We start from the raw sequence: 17,010 nt of genomic DNA, 5'->3' as shown, positions 1-17,010 counted from the left end.
GTGAAACCAGACTGGCAGAGCGACGATCCAAAACAGCACCAGATCTGGGCGACTGCGACATGCGAGACCCTTCGTGTGCTGGAAGGAAAGTGGAAAATCGTCATCATCGTCCAGCTTTTCGCGGCGCAGGTGCCGGTTCGCTTTTCGGAACTGGAAAAGCGGGTGGTGGGCGTGAACCAGAAAATGCTGATCCAGCAACTCAAGGATCTGGAAAAAGACGGAATCATCACCCGGACGGTCTATCCGCAGGTTCCGCCTAAGGTGGAATATGCGCTGACCGATCTTGGCCGCGCACTTGGCCCATCCATCGAGGCGCTGATGGATTGGGCGTTCCGGAAGTGCGAGGCGCAGGACGGCGGGCCGCAGGAGGGGTGATGCTGGTCATGGGTGCTGCCAGTTTCGCGCACAGCAGGATCGGTGCGCTTGGCGGTCTGTCCGGCGCCAGCGGGCAGCCTGATTATTTCTGAACACCTGCGTTCTGGGACGAAAGGAAACCGACATGACATCCCGTCATCTTCTGGCCCCCGAGGTCGCGCCGATCTTTGAGGCGATGCCGCCCGTTGACCTGACGACCGAAGGTCTGCCCGCCTTTCGCGCAGAAGCCGACGCCGGGATGGCGCAGCTTCTGGGGCTGGATCACCTTGACCTCTCCGGCCAGACCCTGAGCGAGCGGTTTATCCCCGGCGCGCCGGGCGATCCCGATGTGCGTGTCCTTGTGCTGGAGCCTCAGGGTGGAACCGCGCCCCGTCCGGCCATTCTGGAGACCCATCTGGGTGGCCATGTGGCGGGCAAGCCTGAACAAAGCCTTGGCATTTATGGCCCGCTGGCACGCGAACTGGGTGCGGTTCTGGTCATGGTCGATTATCGGCTTTCGCCCGGGACCCGCTTTCCCGGCGGGCTTGAGGACGCCTATGCCGCGCTGAAATGGCTGATCGGGCAGGCGCAGGCGCTGAACATCGACCCACAGCGGATTGGCCTGTTGGGGACCAGCGCCGGGGGCGGGCTGGCGGCGGGGCTGGCGCTTTGGGCGCGGGACCGGGACGCAATCCCGCTGGCGCATCTGCATCTGATCCAGCCGATGCTGGATGACCGCACCGGAACGGACCCCGACAACTGGCCCTATAATGGCGAATATGGCTGGTCGCGGCAGAACAATGCCTTTGGCTGGCAGGCGCGGCTTGGGACCGTGCCGGGCGGGGAGGACGTGTCCCCCTATGCCGCGCCGGCGCGGATGGCTGATTTGTCGGGTTTGCCGTCCACCTTTATCAGTTGCGGGTCGATTGACCTGTTCACGGGCGAAAGCATTGCCTTTGCACAGCGGCTGATGCAGGCTGGCGTGGCGACCGAGCTGCATATCTCTCCCGGCCTGCCGCATGGTGGGCAGATCGGCACCAAGGGACCGCTGATTGACACAATCAACGACACCGACATCGCGGCCTGGAAACGCGCCTTTGGCGTGGCTGCGGCATGAAAGGACAAGCCATGAAGATTGGTGTTATCGGCACGGGCAATATCGGCGGCACATTGGCGCGCAAACTGGCGGCGGCGGGACATGATGTCCGCATCGCCAATTCGCGCGGGGCGGATGCCGTGCGCGATCTGGCACAAGAGATCGGGGCCACGCCCACGGACCAGAAAGGCGCGGTTCAGGGCGCGGATTGCGTGATCCTGGCGATTCCCTTTGTCGCCATGGCCAAGCTGCCCGCAGGGCTGTTCGACGACCTGCCCGCCGGGGTGCCGGTGGTGGATACCAGCAATTACTATCCGGGCATTCTGCATGATCCGATCCCGGCGGTCGAGGCCGGGCAGGTCGAAAGCGAATGGGTGGCCGAACAGATCGGCCGCCCCGTTATCAAGGCGTTCAACATGATCCTTGCGCCCTCGCTGAAAAATCTGTCGCGGCCTTCGGGTGTGCCTGACCGGCTGGCGGTGACGATTGCCGGGGATGACGCGGCGGCCAAGGCGCTGCTCGCGGGTCTGGTCGATGAGATCGGCTTTGACCCCGTAGATGCCGGGCCGCTGTCGGAATCGTGGCGGCAACAGCCCTCGACCCCGGTCTATTGCTGCGACTGGACCGCCGGTGAGGCGCGCGATGCGCTGGCCGCGGCCCAGCCGGGTGAGGCCCCAAAAATCCGCGCCCGCCTGATGGACGACATGGCTGCGTTGCCCCAAAACGCCACGCACGAAGATCTGGTCCGCCTGAACCGGCGGGTGAATGCCGGGCGGTGATCCCAAGCGGGCCTGCCCGAAAATACTGGCCGGCAATGCCGGTTTGTCGGTCAGTGCCAGATGGTGAAAGCTGAGGGTAGGCCGGTCGCAGGTCTGTCCCCGCCGCCTTTCGCCCTCATTCCCCCGCTCAGTCTGCCTCCGGTTGTTGCATCAACGGGCGGATGCGAAGGCGGGTGATGCGGTTTTCGCGGCGGGTGACGACCTCGAAGCGGAAGCCTTCAAAGCTGAACACCTGTCCTTGTGCGGGGATTGACTGGGCCATGTGGATGACCAGCCCGGCAATGGTGTTGGCCTCGTCGTCGGGCAGGTTCCAGTCCAGCGCGCGGTTCAGGTCGCGGATGGTCATGGCCCCGTCCACGATATAATCGCCCGAGGCGGTGGGGGTCAGGCCGGGTTCGTTGCCGGTGTCGTGTTCGTCCGCGATTTCTCCGACGATTTCTTCCAGAATGTCTTCCAGCGTAATCAGCCCGCGCAGGCTGCCATATTCGTCCACCACCAGCGCGAAATGCGTGCGCCGTTTCAGGAACTCGCGCATCTGTTCGTCCAAAGCGGTGGTTTCGGGGACGAAATAGGGCTGCATCGCTACGCCCATCACGTCGAAATCGCGCAGCGCATCGGCACCGCCGCCTTCGCGCACCACCCGGTTGATCGAGCGCAGCAGGTCTTTGGCATGGATCACGCCAATGACGTTTTCGCGCTCGTCCCGAAACAGCGGCAGGCGCGTATGGGGGCTGCTCAACACCGCGTCGAGGATCTCGGCAGCGGGCAGGCTGGCGTCGATCATCTCGATTTGCGAGCGGTGCAGCATGATCTCGTCCACGGTGCGCTCGCCAAGGTCCAGCGCCCCAAGCAGGCGGTCGCGGTCCTCTTTCTGCACCGCCCCGGCGCTGTGGCCGATGGCCAGCGCACCGGCGATTTCCTCTTGCACGGAAAACAGATTGCCGTCCTGAGCATTGCGCAGGCCAAACAGCCCCAGAAGACCGCGCACGATGACCTGAACCACCACCACGATCGGAGTCAGAACCCGGATGATGGCCCGGATCGGGCGGGCGACGGTGGCGGCAAGATTCTCGGGGTTTCCAATGGCATAGGATTTCGGCATGACCTCGGAAAAGATCAGCACCAGAACCGTGGTGACAAAGGTGGCAATGGCCACGCCGCTGGTGCCGAACAGGCCGGTGAACAGCGTGGTTGCCAGTGCGGCGGCAAGGATGTTGACGACGTTATTGCCCAACAGGATTGCGCCGATCAGGCGGTCGGTGTCGCGGGTGATGTCCAGCGCCGCAATTGCGCCGCTGTCACCCTTGTCGGCGCGGGATCGCAGTTTCGGGCGGCTGGCGGCGGTCAGCGCAGTCTCGGATGCCGAAAAAAACGCCGACATGATCAGACAGATCAGAATGGCGATGCCCATGGCCCAAAGCGTGTTCCCGTCCGAGGTCTCGGCTGTGGCGGGTGCGGTTTGGGCTGCGGCGGCAGTCAGCAAGGCAATCATCTGGTTCCCGTCCGGGGTTGTTGGCGCACGTCAGCCTTTGACGCGCGCAAGGGGGTGGTGGTTCAGCACCAGATCGCGCATCCGCGCATCCAGCACATGCGTATAGATTTCGGTTGTGCCAAGGTCGCTATGCCCCAGCAAGGTCTGGATCGCCCGCAGATCGGCACCGCCTTCCAGCAGATGCGTGGCAAAGGCGTGACGCAGGATATGCGGGGTGACATGTGCCGGGTTCAGCCCGGCGGCCAGTGCCAGATCCTTGAGGATCAACGAAAACCCCTGCCGCGTCAGATAGCCCGCTGCCCCGGATGAGGGAAACAGCCAGCGCCCGTTCTTTGCCAGCAGGCGTCCCAGCGGGCTGTCCTCGGGGGCGGCGTCACGATGCGCCAGCCATGCGGCCAGTGCCGTGCGGGCAGGGCCGGACAGTGGCACCATGCGTTCCTTGCCGCCCTTACCCTTGACCAGCAGCAGTTGCGGATTGCCCCGGCAGGCGGCGGCGGGCAGCGTCACCAGTTCGGTGACGCGCAGCCCGGTGGCGTAAAGCAGCTCCAGCGCGGCGCGGTTGCGCAGCCGGTCGGTCTCGGTCCGGCCGCAATGGGGCAGGGCGGCGATCAGCGCCGCGACCTGTTCGCGGGTCAGGGTCTTGGGCAGGCGCTGTGCCTTGCCGGGGCCGGGGATGCGGCAGGCGGGGTCGTCCTCGCGCCAGCCTTCTTCCTGCGCAAAGCGCGTGAATTGCCGGATCGAGGCCAGCCGCCGCGCCCGTGTCGCCCGCGCAAGGCCCTGCGCGTCGCAATGGGTCAGGTAATCCTCGATCTGGTTGCGGGTCAGCCCGGCCAGCGGGCGCGGGGTCAGCCACTCCAGCAGGTCGCGCAGGTCGCGGCCATAGGCCAGCAAGGTGTTTTGCGCCGCCCCGGCCACGGCGGCCTGCGCATCCAGAAAGGCGGCGATCTGGCGTAATTCGGACGGGGCAGGCTGGGGTGCGGGATGGTCGGGCATCAGCGGTTGCCCCGGTTCAGCGCGGGCCAGAGCGCGATTTGCGCGGCGGCTTGCCGGGCCTCTGCCTCCAGCCCAAGGGCGCGCAGCACGGCCAGCCCGCGGGCAGCGCGGGGCAGGTCGCCCACCAGCCCGGCGTCGGTATCGGAAATCGCCGTCAGCAGCGCCGCGCCGCGTTGTGCCGGGTCAGGAAGGGCGGCCTCAGCGGTCAGCCCGTCGGCCAGCACCGGCGGCAGGTCGGGGTTGCGGCTGCCCTGGAACCCTTGCAACAGCGCCAGCGCCTGCGCACCCGGCCCATCCGGCAGCGCGTCGGGCAGCGGGTGCGACTGATCCGGCGCATAAATTGCCGCCAGCACCGCGCCCATGTCGGTGTCGGTAAAGGCGGCAAAGGCTGCATCCAGCGCCACGCCGACGGCGGCGCGGTCGTCCGAGATCAGCGCCGCGTCCAGCGCCTGCACGGCAGCCGCCCGATCCCATGATCCGCCAGAGGCCGCCGGGCGCTGCTCGGTATAAATTGCGTGCAACAGGGCGGGGTCGATCACCCCGGCCCGCGCCAGCCGCTCTGCCGCGTCCAGCCGTGCCTTCCAACCGCCATTCATGCGCAGATCGGCGCGGGCCAGCGGCAGCGGCAGGCCCGTGGTCGGCAAGGGCTGGCCGATGGCTTCGAACAGTCGGAAGGTCAGCGGCGTGATCCGGGCCGGCGGTTCAAGCGTGATGCTGGTATCCACAAGGCTGTCGTCAAGGAAATGCGCCAGCAGCGGTGCATCCTCGGGGCGGATCAGCGCCAGTGCATCGGCGGCATAGAACACCGTTGCCGCCGCAGGCCAGTCGCCGCTTGCGGCAAGGCAGAAAATCCGCGCCTCATAACTGGGGGCGATGCCGGGGGTTTCGGTCATGGTGGTGCAGGCGTGGGCTTCCTTGCCTTCGATCAGGTCGATGTCAAAATGGCGGCGGAAGCGTTCGGCGTCTGACAGGCCCGCGACCTCGATCAGCGCATGGGCGTCGTCCAGCGCCGCCATGTCCAGCAGCCGGTCCACGCGGGCCAGATGCCAGCCGCCTTCGACACCACCGGCCAGCGGCGGAGCACGGAACTGTGCCAGCATCAGCCGCCGCAGCAGGTCGCGCAGGACAGGCAGATCCGGCCGGGTCTCGGCCAGCATCCGCGCCAGATCGGGGGCAGGGGTGCCGGACCACAGATCATCCGGCAAGCCCAGTTTGCGCGGCGGGATGGTGCCCTTGCCGTCCGGGTTGCCGGGACCAAGCCGGGTGACGGCCACGGTCCCGGTATCGGCGCTTTCAGCGACCTGTCGGGGGCGCGGGGCGGGGTTGGGGGCGGGTGTCGCGCCTCCCCCGCGGCGCAACCCTTCGGCCTGCCGGGGGGGCTGCAAACTGCCGGACAGCCAGTCGGATGCCGCCAGCGGCGGCTCGGCCCGCAACGACTGGCTGACTGCGGGGGCAACAAACCCCAGCCCGGCGATCAGCGCCAGCAGGCCGCTGGCCGTATCAGTCCAGATTCGTCGCATCAGCGGGTTGCTCGGTTGCGGGGGCAGGGACGGCTGGTGCAGGGGTGTCAGCGGCGGGCGCATCCGGGATCGCGCCAAGATCCAGAGGCACCGGCACCCGCATTTCGCGGGGGCGCGATTCCATGTCACCAAAATAAGCGTAACCCGTCAGCCCCAGTGCCGCCAGAACCACAAGCGCCAGCAAAATCTTTATCAACCGCATCAATCTGCCCTTTTTCGCCCGATCTTGGGCCGGAATCCCCAGTTTTATATATGGCATTTTTGAAAAGATCACGCCATCAAAGCTGTTCATCGGCCTTCGTTTTCGGCAAAAGGCGGCCGGACGGGGGAATAAAGGCAGGCAATGCGCGATAATCTGGTTCTGATTGGCATGATGGGGGCGGGAAAATCCGCCATAGGGGCCGAGCTGGCACGTCGGCTTTCCGTGCCGCATGTCGATGCTGACACCGAGATCGAGCGCGCCGCGGCCATGACCATCCCCGAGATTTTCGCCCGCGATGGTGAGGATTTCTTCCGCGCCCGCGAATCGCAGGTGCTGGCGCGGATCTTGTCGCGGGGGCCAAGGGTGGTTTCGACCGGCGGGGGCGCATGGATGCGGGCCGAGAACCGGGCGGTGATCCGCGAACATGGGCTGGCGCTGTGGCTGGATGTCGATGCCGAAACGCTGTGGGACCGGGTACGGGCGCGGGCAGGGCGGCCTTTGCTGCTGACCGACGATCCGCGCGGTACGTTGGAGCGGCTGCTGGCGCAGCGCAACCCGGTCTATGCTCGCGCCGACCTGACCGTGCGCAGCGGGCCGCGCGATAGTGTCGAAGCCACGACCGCCCGCGTGATCGAGGCGCTGCGCAGCCAGCGCCCCGCTTTTCTGGAGGATGCGGAATGAGCCACGAAACCGTCCATGTTGCTCTTGGCGATCGTGCCTATGATGTGCTGATCGGGCCGGGGCTGATCGGGCAGGCGGGGGCGCATCTGGCGGCGCTTGGCCAGCGGCGGCGGGTGGCGATCCTGACCGATGAGACGGTGGCCGGGCTGCATCTGGATGCGCTGCGCGACGGGCTGGCGGCTGCCGGGCTGGACAGTGCCGCCCTGACCTTGCCTGCGGGCGAGGCCACCAAAAGCTGGCCGCATCTGACCCGCTCGGTCGAGTGGCTGCTGGAACAAAAGGTCGAGCGGCGGGATCTGATCGTTGCTTTCGGCGGCGGGGTGATCGGGGATCTGGCAGGCTTTGCGGCGGCGATCCTGCGCCGTGGGGTGCGGTTCGTGCAGGTGCCGACCAGCCTGCTTGCGCAGGTGGACAGCAGCGTTGGCGGCAAGACCGGCATCAACAGCCCGCATGGCAAGAACCTGATCGGGGCTTTTCATCAGCCCGCGCTGGTGCTGGCCGACACCAGCGTGCTGACCACCCTGACGCCGCGCGATTTCCGTGCCGGTTATGGCGAGGTTGCCAAATACGGCCTGCTGGGGGATGCGGATTTCTTTGGCTGGCTGGAGGCGAACGCGCCCCTGCTGGCGCAGGACGAAGGCTTGCGCCGTCGCGCTGTGGCCCATTCCATCGCCATGAAGGCCCGCATCGTTGAACGGGATGAGACCGAGCAGGGCGACCGTGCCTTGCTGAACCTTGGCCACACCTTTGGTCACGCGCTGGAATCTGCTACCGGCTATGACGGGGCGCGGTTGCTGCATGGCGAAGGCGTTGCGCTTGGCTGTGTGCTGGCCTTTGACCTGTCGGCCCGGTTGGGGTTGTGCAGCCAGGAAGCCCCGTCCCGTGTGGCTGCGCATCTGGATGCGATGGGCCTGCCCACGCGGCTGTCGCAGGTGCCGGGCCTGCCGGATGCGGATGCGCTGATCGCGCTGATGGGGCAGGATAAAAAGGTGCTGGACGGGCGGCTGCGGTTCATTCTGGCACGGAGCATCGGGCAGGCGTTCGTCACCGATGACGTGCCTGCCGCGATGCTGCGCGATGTGCTGACGGACAGTTTGGCCTGAGCGCGTTCGCCGGATGCGCGACGATCCACGCAGTCAGGGCGTCGGTCGTGGTGGTGGCGATCAGACGAGGATGCAGGAATACATGGCAAAAACCGCTGCCCAATGCGCTGGATGGGCGGGGAAAGCGGACATCGGGGGCCTGTGCAAACGAAATATGGTGCAGCTAGGCGGCGGTGTCGATATTTGTCGAAAGTTGCGCAATCGCGTATGATCTTATCAGCTTTCGATATAAATGGGGCGGATATGTGAACCGGGTGCAAACGGGCAGAACGCCGCAGGCTGTTGATTTTTGTGCGGAATATTAACGCATCAAAATAATCAACTATATGATTTTGTTGATTGTTTCTTGCGCTTCGAGAGTTTTGTGCTATTCCTCCCGTTGAAGTCGCGCATTTGATCCGCGCGACGGCCAGCAAGGCGAACCCCGCCCAGCCAGCACATCATCCCGGCATTTCAGCAACCAACCCCGTCAGGCAGCCATAGCGCCACCCAGCAGGACGGCAGGCAGCAGGAAAAGCGCCGGTTGCGGATCAGCAGCCTTGGTGCAGGCCGAGGCTGCGTGGATCGGACAGACGCGGCCAAGAGCTGCGCAGCCAGATCAGAGAGGGCAGCCCGCTCAGCGGCATCAGGGCCATCAGAGGCCGCGCCAGCCTATTCATCCGGCAGCACTATTTGCGCTGAACGTGCGCACCAGATCGCAGGTTCGGCATCGCGCGCATCAAGGCAGGGCGCATCGCCCAAGGGTTCGACGATAAAGCCGCCACCTTGCATCGTCAGGCGATAGCGGTTGACCTCTGCCTGCTCGGGGACACCATGCACAAAGGGCGACAGCCGCAGCGCGGTTTCCCCGCAAATTGCCAGCAGGGGCGCTTGCCCGGCATGGGTCAACACCTGTGTCAGCACCTCGCGCCGGGCCTCACATTCCTCTGGACTGTCCGCCGCGCTCAGGGTGATACGGGTGCCGCCATCCCCCATCAGCGTCAGGATCACAAGCGCGGGTTTCAGCATGGTGCCTCCCCTTAAAACGATTTCGTCAGGAACAGGTTGACCGCGCGTTCCGCCCCTGGCATCTGGCCATAGGGCGTATAGCTGCGGTTGGTCAGGTTGCTGAATTCGGCCAGAAGGGTGGTGCCGGGGGCCAGTTCGACGCTGCTGCGCAGATTCAGCGTGGCATAGCCCGCAGCGCCATCGGTCTCGGTGCCGCTGTTGTCGCGCATCGTGACCGCGCTTTCGCCACGCAGGAACAGGTCGAAACTGCCGCTGAACTGCTGGTGCTGCCAGTCCTTGCGCAGCCCGATGGTGCCGGCAAGGGCCGGGGTGCCGCTGTCGCCGGTGCTGTAACCATTGGCGAAATGCAGCTGGCGGTCCATCAGCGTCAGCGCGGCGTGCGGCCGCAGCCCCCATATGTCGCTGTCATATTCGGCGGCCAGTTCCAGACCCCATGTCCGGGCCTTCTCGACGTTCTGATAGGTGCCGATGGTGCCGCTGTAGATCAGTGCGATGTAATCCTGCGACCGGGTATGGAACAGCGTCGCATCGACCTGCCACGGGCCACGATCCAGCCTTGCGCCAAGCTCGAAACTGGTGGCACGTTCGGGTTTCAGATCGGGGTTGCCGTTCTGGATCACCCCGCCCGCCGTGGTGGACAGGAACAATTGGCCCAGTGTCGGATAGGTGTAACCCTGCGAGATATTGGCCCGCAGCGCCAGCCCGTCATCCGGCATCCAGACCAGTCCGGCAGAGGCCAGCGCAAGGCTGTCGCTGTTCGAAGTGACCGGGTTTGCCACACCGTTGGCGACAGATGCGCGGTGGTCAGCCTTTACGTCATACCAACGGGTGCCAAAGGTGGCCGTCAGTTGGTCGGTCAGGTCGATTTCATGCTGCGCAAAGGCCGAGAACGTGCGGATACGGGCGCTGTCATGGCGCAGGTCGGTGGTGGGGCGGCCAAAAGCGGTTGTGACCGTGGTTTTGTCGGTCACAAGTGAGTCGTCCTCATATTCCAGCCCGGCCAAGGTGCGGCTGTTGTCTGTAAAGCGCATCTCGGCCCGCAGGTTCGCGCCTTTGGTCTCTTGCCGGTCCTCAGAGGTCGAGTTCACATTCACCACCACACCCGGCCCCCGGCTGACGGTCACGTCATTCAGGAAGGTGCGGTCGATGGTCTGGCGATAGATGTCAAAGGTCAGCCGCTCCAGCCATGGGGTCAGGTTGGTGCCTTCGTAAAAGGCCGAAACCTTGCGCAGATCGCGGTGCGGCAGGCTGATGTCAAAGTCGGGGATGCCGGTCCAGACATTGCCCGACAGGTCGAATTGCTGCGCCTTCAGCCCGAAATAATGGTCGCCCATGCGATAGCCCAGATGCCCCGACAGGTTACGGTCCTGCATGTCGGAATTGGCCAGCCGCCCGTCGGGCGTCTTGCGGTCGCCCTGATCCATGCGGCCATAGCTGAGGCGGTAATCCAGTTCCCCGGTGCCGGCCTGCACTGTCCCCGCAGCACTGGCCGAGGCGCGATAGCCGCCACTGGCCGAAAACCAGCCCGCTTGCGTGGTCAGCGCAAAGGGGCGGTCGGTGCCGGTTTTGGTGATGATGTTGATGACCCCGCCAATCGCCCGGCTGCCCGAGGCGACCGAGGACGAGCCGCGCACGATTTCGACCCGCTCGACCGTGGTGGGGTCAACCATCACCGGCTGGCCATACATGGTGTGGTCGGTCAGCTTTTGCCCGTCGATGAGGATGGCGACGCGGCGGCCGGTCTCGCCCCGGATGCCGACGCGCTCCATGCCTTCCTCGGTGATCTGCACGCCCGGAACATCGCGCATCAGCGTGGCGATGCTGACGGGTGCGGCGGGCAGGTCGTCGCCCTGAATGACCGTGATCGAGGCCGGATTGCGCATGATCTCGGTCGGCAGGCCGGTGGCATAGATCACCACCGGGTCCAGAACCACCGGATCATCCTGCGCCAAGGCAGGCAGTGCCGGAACAAGGGCCGAAGTCAGCAGCAGGGGCAGAAGGCGGGGCATGGGTATCCTTTCGTCATGGCGTGGCAAGGATCAGAGCAAATCCTGATGTAATTTGTCAAATATTACGATGCGGCGTTTCGGCGCAAGCCGGAACTGCTGTTGTGGGATTGCACAGGCCAGCGGTGGCTGTGGCCCCGATGGGGGCTGCGGCGTATGAAAAAGCGCGGGCTGATGCGACCCGCGCCTTGAGTTTATGCAGCCGCCCAAGGGCTTAGCGATAAGCGGCGTCTTTCACCGGCTGATAGGTTTCGGCCAGACGGGCGACAGCCTCGGCGGGGGACAGTTCCAGCACCTCGCCGTTGCGGCGGTTGGTCAGCTCGACCTTGTTGGCCGCCAGACCGCGCGGGCCGACAGTGATGCGCCAGGGCAGGCCGATCAGGTCCATGGTGGCAAACTTGGCCCCGGCGCGCTCGTCGCGGTCGTCATAGAGCGGGTCCAGACCGTGGGATTTCAATTCGGTATAAAGCGCCTCGCAAGCCGAATCGGTGCTGGCGTCGCCTTGTTTCAGATTGACGATGCCGACATGGAACGGGGTCACGCCTTCGGGCCAGATGATGCCTTTGTCGTCGTGATTGGCCTCGATGATGGCACCCAGCAGGCGGCTGACGCCGATGCCGTGGCTGCCCATTTCGACCGGGACGCGGGCGCCATCGGGACCGACGACGGTGGCACCCATGGCCTCGGAATATTTGGTGCCGAAATAGAAGATCTGCCCGACCTCGATGCCGCGGGCGGAACGCCGCCGCGCCTCGGGGATCTCGTTAAAGATCGCCTCGTCATGGGTTTCGTCGGTGCGGGCATAGCGGCTGGTGAACTCCTCCATGATCGCCTGACATTGTGCTACGTCGTCATAGTCGATCTGGCGGTTGCCGAAGGTCAGGTCGGTGATCTCGGCGTCATAGAACACCTCGGATTCGCCGGTTTCGGCCAGCACCAGAAACTCATGCGTATAGTCGCCACCGATGGGGCCGCCATCCGCCCGCATCGGGATGGCTTGCAGGCCCATGCGTTCATAGGTCCGCAGATAGCTGACCAGATGCCGGTTATAGGCGTGCAGCGCATCCTCTTTGGTCAGGTCGAAGTTATAGCCATCCTTCATCAGAAACTCGCGGCCCCGCATGACGCCGAAGCGGGGGCGGATCTCATCGCGGAACTTCCACTGGATCTGATACAGCGTCAGCGGCAGGTCTTTATAGCTGTTCACATGGGCGCGGAAGATGTCGGTGATGACTTCTTCATTGGTGGGGCCGTAAAGCATCTCGCGGTCGTGACGGTCGGTGATGCGCAGCATTTCCTGACCGTAATCATCATAGCGCCCCGATTCCCGCCACAGATCGGCAGATTGGATCGTCGGCATCAGCACCGGAATGTGACCGGCGCGGGCCTGCTCCTCATGCACGATCTGTTCGATCCGGCGCAGCACTTTCAGGCCAAGCGGCAGCCAGGAATAAATCCCCGCAGATTGCTGCTTTATCATGCCCGCGCGCAGCATCAGCCGGTGGCTGGCGATCTGCGCCTCTTTCGGGTCTTCTTTCAGGACGGGCAGGAAATAGCGGGACAGGCGCATCGGAACCTCTGATATATCGGCGCGTTCGGGATAGGGTATCGCCGCGCCGCCCGCAAGATTTTGCTTGAAGGTAGCCGCGCAGACGGTCATCACGCGGGAACCAACAGGGGGACAGAATATGGCGCTGCCGGTTCGGCAACAGGTGATCTGGTGGTCCGTCGCCGCAGCGGTGTTCGGGCTGGTGATGTGGAAGTTGGGCAACACGCTGCTGCCTTTTATCGTGGCGGCGGCGGTGGCCTATCTGCTGGACCCGATTGCCGACTGGCTGGAGCGTAAGGGCCTGTCGCGGACATGGGCGGTGACGCTGATTACGCTGGTTGCCGCGTTGGTGCTGGTCGCGTTGTTGCTGGTGCTGGTGCCTTTGCTGGTGTCGCAGGCCAGCCAGTTGATCGCTGCCGCGCCGGATATGTTCCGCCAGCTTCAGGCCTTCCTTTCGCAGCAATTCCCTGATTTGCTGGTCGAGGGCAGCCCGGTCCGTTCGGCCATCGGCAGTATCGGTGAAACCATCCAGTCGCGCGGTGGCGAATTGCTGACCTCGGTCATGCAATCGGTGGGCGGCGTCATCAGCGCGGTGCTGTTCATGGTCATTGTCCCGGTCGCGGCCTTTTACCTCCTGCTGGACTGGGACAAGCTGGTGATGCGGATTGACGCGCTGTTGCCGCGTGACCACGCCAACACCATCCGCACACTGGCCGGAGAGGTCGATCAGGCGCTGGCCGGTTTCCTGCGCGGCGAAGCCATCGTGATCTCGATTCTGGCGACCTATTATTCGGTGACGCTGATGGCGGTGGGGCTGCCCTTTGGCCTGATCGTCGGGGTGATTACCGGGGCGATCAGCTTTATCCCCTATGTCGGGGCCATCGTCGGTGGGGCGCTGGCCATCGGTCTGGCGCTGTTCCATTTCTGGGGTGATCCGTTCTGGATTGGCGTGGTCATCACGATCTTTGTCATCGGGCAGGTGCTGGAGGGCAATTTTCTGACCCCGCGTCTGGTCGGCAGCTATGTCGGGCTGCACCCGATCTGGTTGCTGATGGCGTTGTCTGTTTTCGGGGCGCTGTTCGGTTTCGCCGGAATGTTGGTTGCGGTGCCGATGGCGGCTGCGCTGGGGGTGCTGGTCCGCTTTGCGACCCGGCGCTATACGGAAAGCAAGCTCTATCAGGGCCGCGCGTTCAATGCACAGGATCAGGACAGCGCCCTGCAATCGGCGCAGAAGGTCGCGCGGGATAAGGCACAAGAGCAGGCGTAAGGCGGCACATTGGCACGGCAACTGACCTTTGACCTGACGGTTCCGCCTGCGCTGACGCGGGCGGATTTTCTGGTGACGGATGCGAACGCGGCGGTGCTGGCGATGCTGGACAGCCCGCAAGCCTGGCCGCAGGGGCGGATGCTGCTGATCGGGCCAGCAGGCGCGGGCAAGTCGCATCTGGCGGCCTTTTGGGCAGCGGAACATGGTGCAACCCGTGTTAACGCCCGCAATCTGCACCCTGATGCTGCCGAGGCCCTGTTGCCAGAAGGCGGTGCATTGGTGGTCGAGGACGCGCATCGCGCAGGTGGTGCTGCGGGGGCCGAGCAGGCGTTGTTTCACCTGTGGAACCTGGCTCCGGCGCGGGGGGCGCTGCTGCTTTTGACGGCGCGCAGCGCCCCCCGCGACTGGGGGCTGGCGCTGCCCGATCTGCGCTCGCGTATGGATGCGGTGACGCAGGTCAGGCTTGGCCCGCCCGATCCGGCGCTGTTGCAGGCGGTGCTGGTCAAGCTGTTCGCGGATCGCCAGATTGCGGTGCCGCCCGCCGTCATTGGCTGGCTGGCGCTGCGCATGGACCGTGACCTTGGCCTTGCCCGGCGGCTGGTCGCGGCGATGGATGCGCAGGCGCTGTCGGACCGGCGCCCGCTGACCCGCGCTTTGGCTGCCGAAGTGCTGGACAGGTTGGCCATTGATGAGGCATAAGCGGCGTCCCTTTAACCAAAGACAGTGACCATGACCCAAGCCGATTTCCTGAAAACCGCCTTTCCCAGCCCCGTGGACCTGCCCGAAGGCACGCCCGAAGGTCCGGCGCGGTTTTTCAATCGGGAACTGTCCTGGCTGTCCTTTAACTGGCGGGTGCTGGACGAGGCCCGCAACCCGCGTGTGCCGCTGCTGGAACGGCTGCGGTTTCTGTCGATCAGCGCCACCAATCTGGACGAGTTCTACACTGTCCGCGTCGCCGGGCTGCGGGAATTGGTGCGGGAAAACAACACCACCCCATCCGATGACGGTCTGAGCGCGGCCGAACAACTGACCCTGATTAACGCCGATGCCCGCCGCCTGATGAGCGCGCAGCAAACCGTCTGGAACCGCCTTTGCGCCGAGATGAACGCTGAGGGCATCGCCATCCTGACCCGCGATCAGGTCTCTGCGGATGAGGCCGCCTTTCTGCGCCGGCATTTCTTTGACCAGGTGCTGCCGGTGCTGTCGCCCCTGGCCATCGACCCGGCGCACCCGTTCCCCTTTATCCCGAACACCGGCTTTTCGCTGGCGCTGGAGGTGATCCGCGACAGTGACGAACGCCGGATCAAGGCATTGTTGCCGATTCCGGCGCAATTGCCGCGCTTTATCGCTTTGCCGGGCGGGCAGCGGTTCCTGCCGCTGGAAGACCTGCTGCTGATGAATCTGGACACGCTGTTCCCGCATTACCGGATGACCGGCCATTGTGCCTTTCGGGTGCTGCGTGACAGCGATCTGGAGGTCGAGGAGGAGGCCGAAGACCTTGTGCGGGAGTTTGAGACCGCGTTGAAACGTCGCCGTCGGGGCAGCGTGATCCGGCTGAAAATCACCGCAGGAGCGCCTTCGGCGCTGCGTCGCCTGATTATGGACGAGTTGCATGTCGATCCCGATGAAGTGGTCGAGGTCAAGGGCCTGCTGGGCGTTGCCGATCTGAAAGAACTGGTGCTGGACAGCCGCCGCGACCTGCAATGGCCTTCCTTCAGCCCGCGGGTGCCGGAACGGGTGCAGGACCATGACGGCGATATGTTCGCGGCGATTCAGCAAAAAGATATGCTGCTGCATCACCCTTATGAGACCTTTGACATGGTGGTGCGCTTTATCCAGCAAGCGGCGCGTGATCCGAATGTGCTGGCGATCAAGCAGACGCTTTACCGCACCAGCCGCGACAGCCCGATCGTCGAAGCCTTGTGCGAGGCTGCCGAGGCCGGGAAATCCGTGACCGCGCTGGTCGAGCTGAAAGCCCGCTTTGACGAGGCCGCCAATATCCGCCAATCGCGGCGGTTGGAGCGGGCCGGGGCGCATGTCGTCTATGGGTTCGTGAATTACAAGACCCATGCCAAGATCAGCAGCGTGGTCCGGCGCGAGGGCGACCGGCTGGTGACGTACAGCCATTTCGGCACCGGCAACTATCACCCGATCACCGCGCGGATTTATACCGACCTGTCGCTGTTCACCTGCGATCCGGCGCTGGGCCGCGATGCAAGCAAGGTGTTCAACTATCTGTCGGGCTATGTGCAGCCCGAGGGGCTGGAGAATCTCTCGATCTCGCCCGACGGGCTGAAGCCGCGCCTGCTGGACATGATCCGGCGCGAGGCGATGCTGGCGCAGCAGGGCCGCCCCGGCCATATCTGGGCCAAAATGAACAGCCTGATCGACGCTGAGGTGATCGAGGCGCTTTATGAGGCTTCGCAGGCCGGGGTTCGGATCGAACTGGTCATTCGCGGGATTTGTGGATTGCGACCGGGAATCAAGGGTCTGTCCGATAATATTCGTGTGAAATCTATCGTCGGGCGGTTTTTGGAACATTCCCGCATCGTCTGCTTTGGTAACGGCCATGCGCTGCCCTCTGGCAAGGCGCGGGTGTTCATCAGCTCGGCCGACTGGATGGGGCGCAACCTGAACCGGCGGGTCGAAACCCTGATCGAATGTCTGAACGAGACCGTCAAGGCGCAGATCACCAGTCAGATCATGGCCGCCAATATGGCTGACGAGGCGCAAAGCTGGCTGTTGCAGCCGGACGGGCGCTATGTCCGCTATCTGCCGGCCGGGCGGGATGATCTGTTCAATTGTCACCGCTTCTTCATGGAAAACCCGTCGCTGTCCGGTCGCGGCAGCGCAGGTGCGGCAGATGTGCCGGCCCTGACCCATACGCCAGAGTAAACGGTTCAGGCGCATTGACCCTTCACGGGTTTGTGTGCCATGCGGACATGACGGCAAGCCAGAAA

Annotated in this window: 15 protein-coding genes; 8 read left to right on the top strand and 7 right to left on the bottom strand. The window is 64.5% G+C overall.

Annotated elements, in window-relative coordinates; translation table 11 throughout:
• The 3 genes from Q4G24_RS12890 (at nucleotide 1) to Q4G24_RS12880 (ending at nucleotide 2,229) form a co-directional block, all read left to right on the top strand.
• The gene (locus tag Q4G24_RS12890; RefSeq protein WP_303366947.1) at nucleotides 1-375 is read left to right on the top strand and encodes a helix-turn-helix domain-containing protein; all 375 of its coding nucleotides are present in this window, start codon (nucleotides 1-3) and stop codon (nucleotides 373-375) included.
• A gap of 124 nt (nucleotides 376-499) precedes the next feature.
• Nucleotides 500-1,471, top strand: a complete 972-nt coding sequence (locus Q4G24_RS12885; RefSeq protein WP_303366946.1) for an alpha/beta hydrolase fold domain-containing protein — start codon at nucleotides 500-502, stop codon at nucleotides 1,469-1,471.
• Between the two features lie 11 nt (nucleotides 1,472-1,482).
• Nucleotides 1,483-2,229 carry an NADPH-dependent F420 reductase gene (locus Q4G24_RS12880; RefSeq protein WP_303366945.1) on the top strand — a complete coding sequence of 249 codons (747 nt, stop codon included), beginning with the start codon at nucleotides 1,483-1,485 and terminating at the stop codon, nucleotides 2,227-2,229.
• 127 nt (nucleotides 2,230-2,356) lie between these two features.
• Here the strand turns inward: Q4G24_RS12880 and Q4G24_RS12875 are convergent, their stop codons facing one another.
• From Q4G24_RS12875 to Q4G24_RS12860, 4 genes are all read right to left on the bottom strand, one after another.
• Entirely contained in the window at nucleotides 2,357-3,640 is a 1,284-nt protein-coding gene (locus tag Q4G24_RS12875) for an HlyC/CorC family transporter (protein WP_303366961.1), read from the bottom strand.
• 111 nt (nucleotides 3,641-3,751) lie between these two features.
• Nucleotides 3,752-4,714 (bottom strand): tyrosine recombinase, encoded by a 963-nt coding sequence (locus tag Q4G24_RS12870; protein ID WP_303366944.1) that lies wholly within the window; start codon nucleotides 4,712-4,714, stop codon nucleotides 3,752-3,754.
• Entirely contained in the window at nucleotides 4,714-6,234 is a 1,521-nt protein-coding gene (locus Q4G24_RS12865; RefSeq protein ID WP_303366943.1) for a hypothetical protein, read from the bottom strand. The genes Q4G24_RS12870 and Q4G24_RS12865 overlap by 1 nt, the downstream gene beginning before the upstream one ends.
• Nucleotides 6,215-6,436 (bottom strand): hypothetical protein, encoded by a 222-nt coding sequence (locus Q4G24_RS12860; protein ID WP_303366942.1) that lies wholly within the window; start codon nucleotides 6,434-6,436, stop codon nucleotides 6,215-6,217. The genes Q4G24_RS12865 and Q4G24_RS12860 overlap by 20 nt, the downstream gene beginning before the upstream one ends.
• 141 nt (nucleotides 6,437-6,577) lie before the next feature.
• On the opposite strand from Q4G24_RS12860, the gene Q4G24_RS12855 reads away from it, so the two are divergent.
• Nucleotides 6,578-7,117 (top strand): shikimate kinase, encoded by a 540-nt coding sequence (locus tag Q4G24_RS12855; protein ID WP_303366941.1) that lies wholly within the window; start codon nucleotides 6,578-6,580, stop codon nucleotides 7,115-7,117.
• Entirely contained in the window at nucleotides 7,114-8,220 is a 1,107-nt protein-coding gene (gene aroB / locus Q4G24_RS12850; RefSeq protein ID WP_303366940.1) for a 3-dehydroquinate synthase, read from the top strand. Before Q4G24_RS12855 ends, aroB begins: the two co-directional genes overlap by 4 nt.
• 651 nt (nucleotides 8,221-8,871) lie before the next feature.
• On the opposite strand, the gene Q4G24_RS12845 is transcribed toward aroB, so the two are convergent.
• The 3 genes from Q4G24_RS12845 to proS all read right to left on the bottom strand — a co-directional run bounded on the left by Q4G24_RS12845 (nucleotide 8,872) and on the right by proS (nucleotide 12,804).
• Nucleotides 8,872-9,228, bottom strand: coding sequence for a hypothetical protein (locus Q4G24_RS12845; protein ID WP_303366939.1), 357 nt, complete (start codon nucleotides 9,226-9,228; stop codon nucleotides 8,872-8,874).
• Nucleotides 9,229-9,239: 11 nt separating this feature from the next.
• Nucleotides 9,240-11,237: a TonB-dependent receptor gene (locus Q4G24_RS12840; protein ID WP_303366938.1), complete on the bottom strand. Its 1,998-nt coding sequence runs from the start codon at nucleotides 11,235-11,237 to the stop codon at nucleotides 9,240-9,242.
• Between the two features lie 211 nt (nucleotides 11,238-11,448).
• The gene (gene proS / locus Q4G24_RS12835) at nucleotides 11,449-12,804 is read right to left on the bottom strand and encodes a proline--tRNA ligase (RefSeq protein ID WP_303366960.1); all 1,356 of its coding nucleotides are present in this window, start codon (nucleotides 12,802-12,804) and stop codon (nucleotides 11,449-11,451) included.
• A gap of 118 nt (nucleotides 12,805-12,922) precedes the next feature.
• Here proS and Q4G24_RS12830 point away from each other — a divergent pair, with 118 nt between their 5' ends.
• From Q4G24_RS12830 to Q4G24_RS12820, 3 genes are read left to right on the top strand one after another with little or no spacing between them, the layout of a single operon-like run.
• On the top strand, nucleotides 12,923-14,050 hold the full coding sequence (locus tag Q4G24_RS12830; protein WP_303366937.1) for an AI-2E family transporter: 1,128 nt from the start codon (nucleotides 12,923-12,925) through the stop codon (nucleotides 14,048-14,050).
• A gap of 9 nt (nucleotides 14,051-14,059) precedes the next feature.
• On the top strand, nucleotides 14,060-14,749 hold the full coding sequence (locus Q4G24_RS12825) for a DnaA/Hda family protein (protein WP_303366936.1): 690 nt from the start codon (nucleotides 14,060-14,062) through the stop codon (nucleotides 14,747-14,749).
• Nucleotides 14,750-14,779: 30 nt separating this feature from the next.
• Nucleotides 14,780-16,945: an RNA degradosome polyphosphate kinase gene (locus tag Q4G24_RS12820; protein WP_303366935.1), complete on the top strand. Its 2,166-nt coding sequence runs from the start codon at nucleotides 14,780-14,782 to the stop codon at nucleotides 16,943-16,945.
• Nucleotides 16,946-17,010: the final 65 nt, after the last annotated feature.

Source organism: Paracoccus sp. (in: a-proteobacteria) (genome assembly GCF_030538695.1).
In the GTDB taxonomy this organism is placed as follows: Bacteria; Pseudomonadota; Alphaproteobacteria; order Rhodobacterales; family Rhodobacteraceae; genus Paracoccus.
Note: the sequence above shows the minus strand (reverse complement) of the source record. Positions and strands in the feature narration are given on the sequence as shown.

Bases quoted from the DNA above. Each gene is read 5' to 3' on its own strand.
- Q4G24_RS12840 (WP_303366938.1), bottom strand. From the start codon at position 11,237: ATGCCCCGCCTTCTGCCCCTGCTGCTGACTTCGGCCCTTGTTCCGGCA.
- Q4G24_RS12870 (WP_303366944.1), bottom strand. From the start codon at position 4,714: ATGCCCGACCATCCCGCACCCCAGCCTGCCCCGTCCGAATTACGCCAG.
- Q4G24_RS12830 (WP_303366937.1), top strand. From the start codon at position 12,923: ATGGCGCTGCCGGTTCGGCAACAGGTGATCTGGTGGTCCGTCGCCGCA.
- Q4G24_RS12860 (WP_303366942.1), bottom strand. From the start codon at position 6,436: ATGCGGTTGATAAAGATTTTGCTGGCGCTTGTGGTTCTGGCGGCACTG.
- Q4G24_RS12820 (WP_303366935.1), top strand. From the start codon at position 14,780: ATGACCCAAGCCGATTTCCTGAAAACCGCCTTTCCCAGCCCCGTGGAC.
- proS (WP_303366960.1), bottom strand. From the start codon at position 12,804: ATGCGCCTGTCCCGCTATTTCCTGCCCGTCCTGAAAGAAGACCCGAAA.
- Q4G24_RS12845 (WP_303366939.1), bottom strand. From the start codon at position 9,228: ATGCTGAAACCCGCGCTTGTGATCCTGACGCTGATGGGGGATGGCGGC.
- Q4G24_RS12855 (WP_303366941.1), top strand. From the start codon at position 6,578: ATGCGCGATAATCTGGTTCTGATTGGCATGATGGGGGCGGGAAAATCC.
- aroB (WP_303366940.1), top strand. From the start codon at position 7,114: ATGAGCCACGAAACCGTCCATGTTGCTCTTGGCGATCGTGCCTATGAT.
- Q4G24_RS12865 (WP_303366943.1), bottom strand. From the start codon at position 6,234: ATGCGACGAATCTGGACTGATACGGCCAGCGGCCTGCTGGCGCTGATC.
- Q4G24_RS12885 (WP_303366946.1), top strand. From the start codon at position 500: ATGACATCCCGTCATCTTCTGGCCCCCGAGGTCGCGCCGATCTTTGAG.
- Q4G24_RS12880 (WP_303366945.1), top strand. From the start codon at position 1,483: ATGAAGATTGGTGTTATCGGCACGGGCAATATCGGCGGCACATTGGCG.
- Q4G24_RS12875 (WP_303366961.1), bottom strand. From the start codon at position 3,640: ATGGGCATCGCCATTCTGATCTGTCTGATCATGTCGGCGTTTTTTTCG.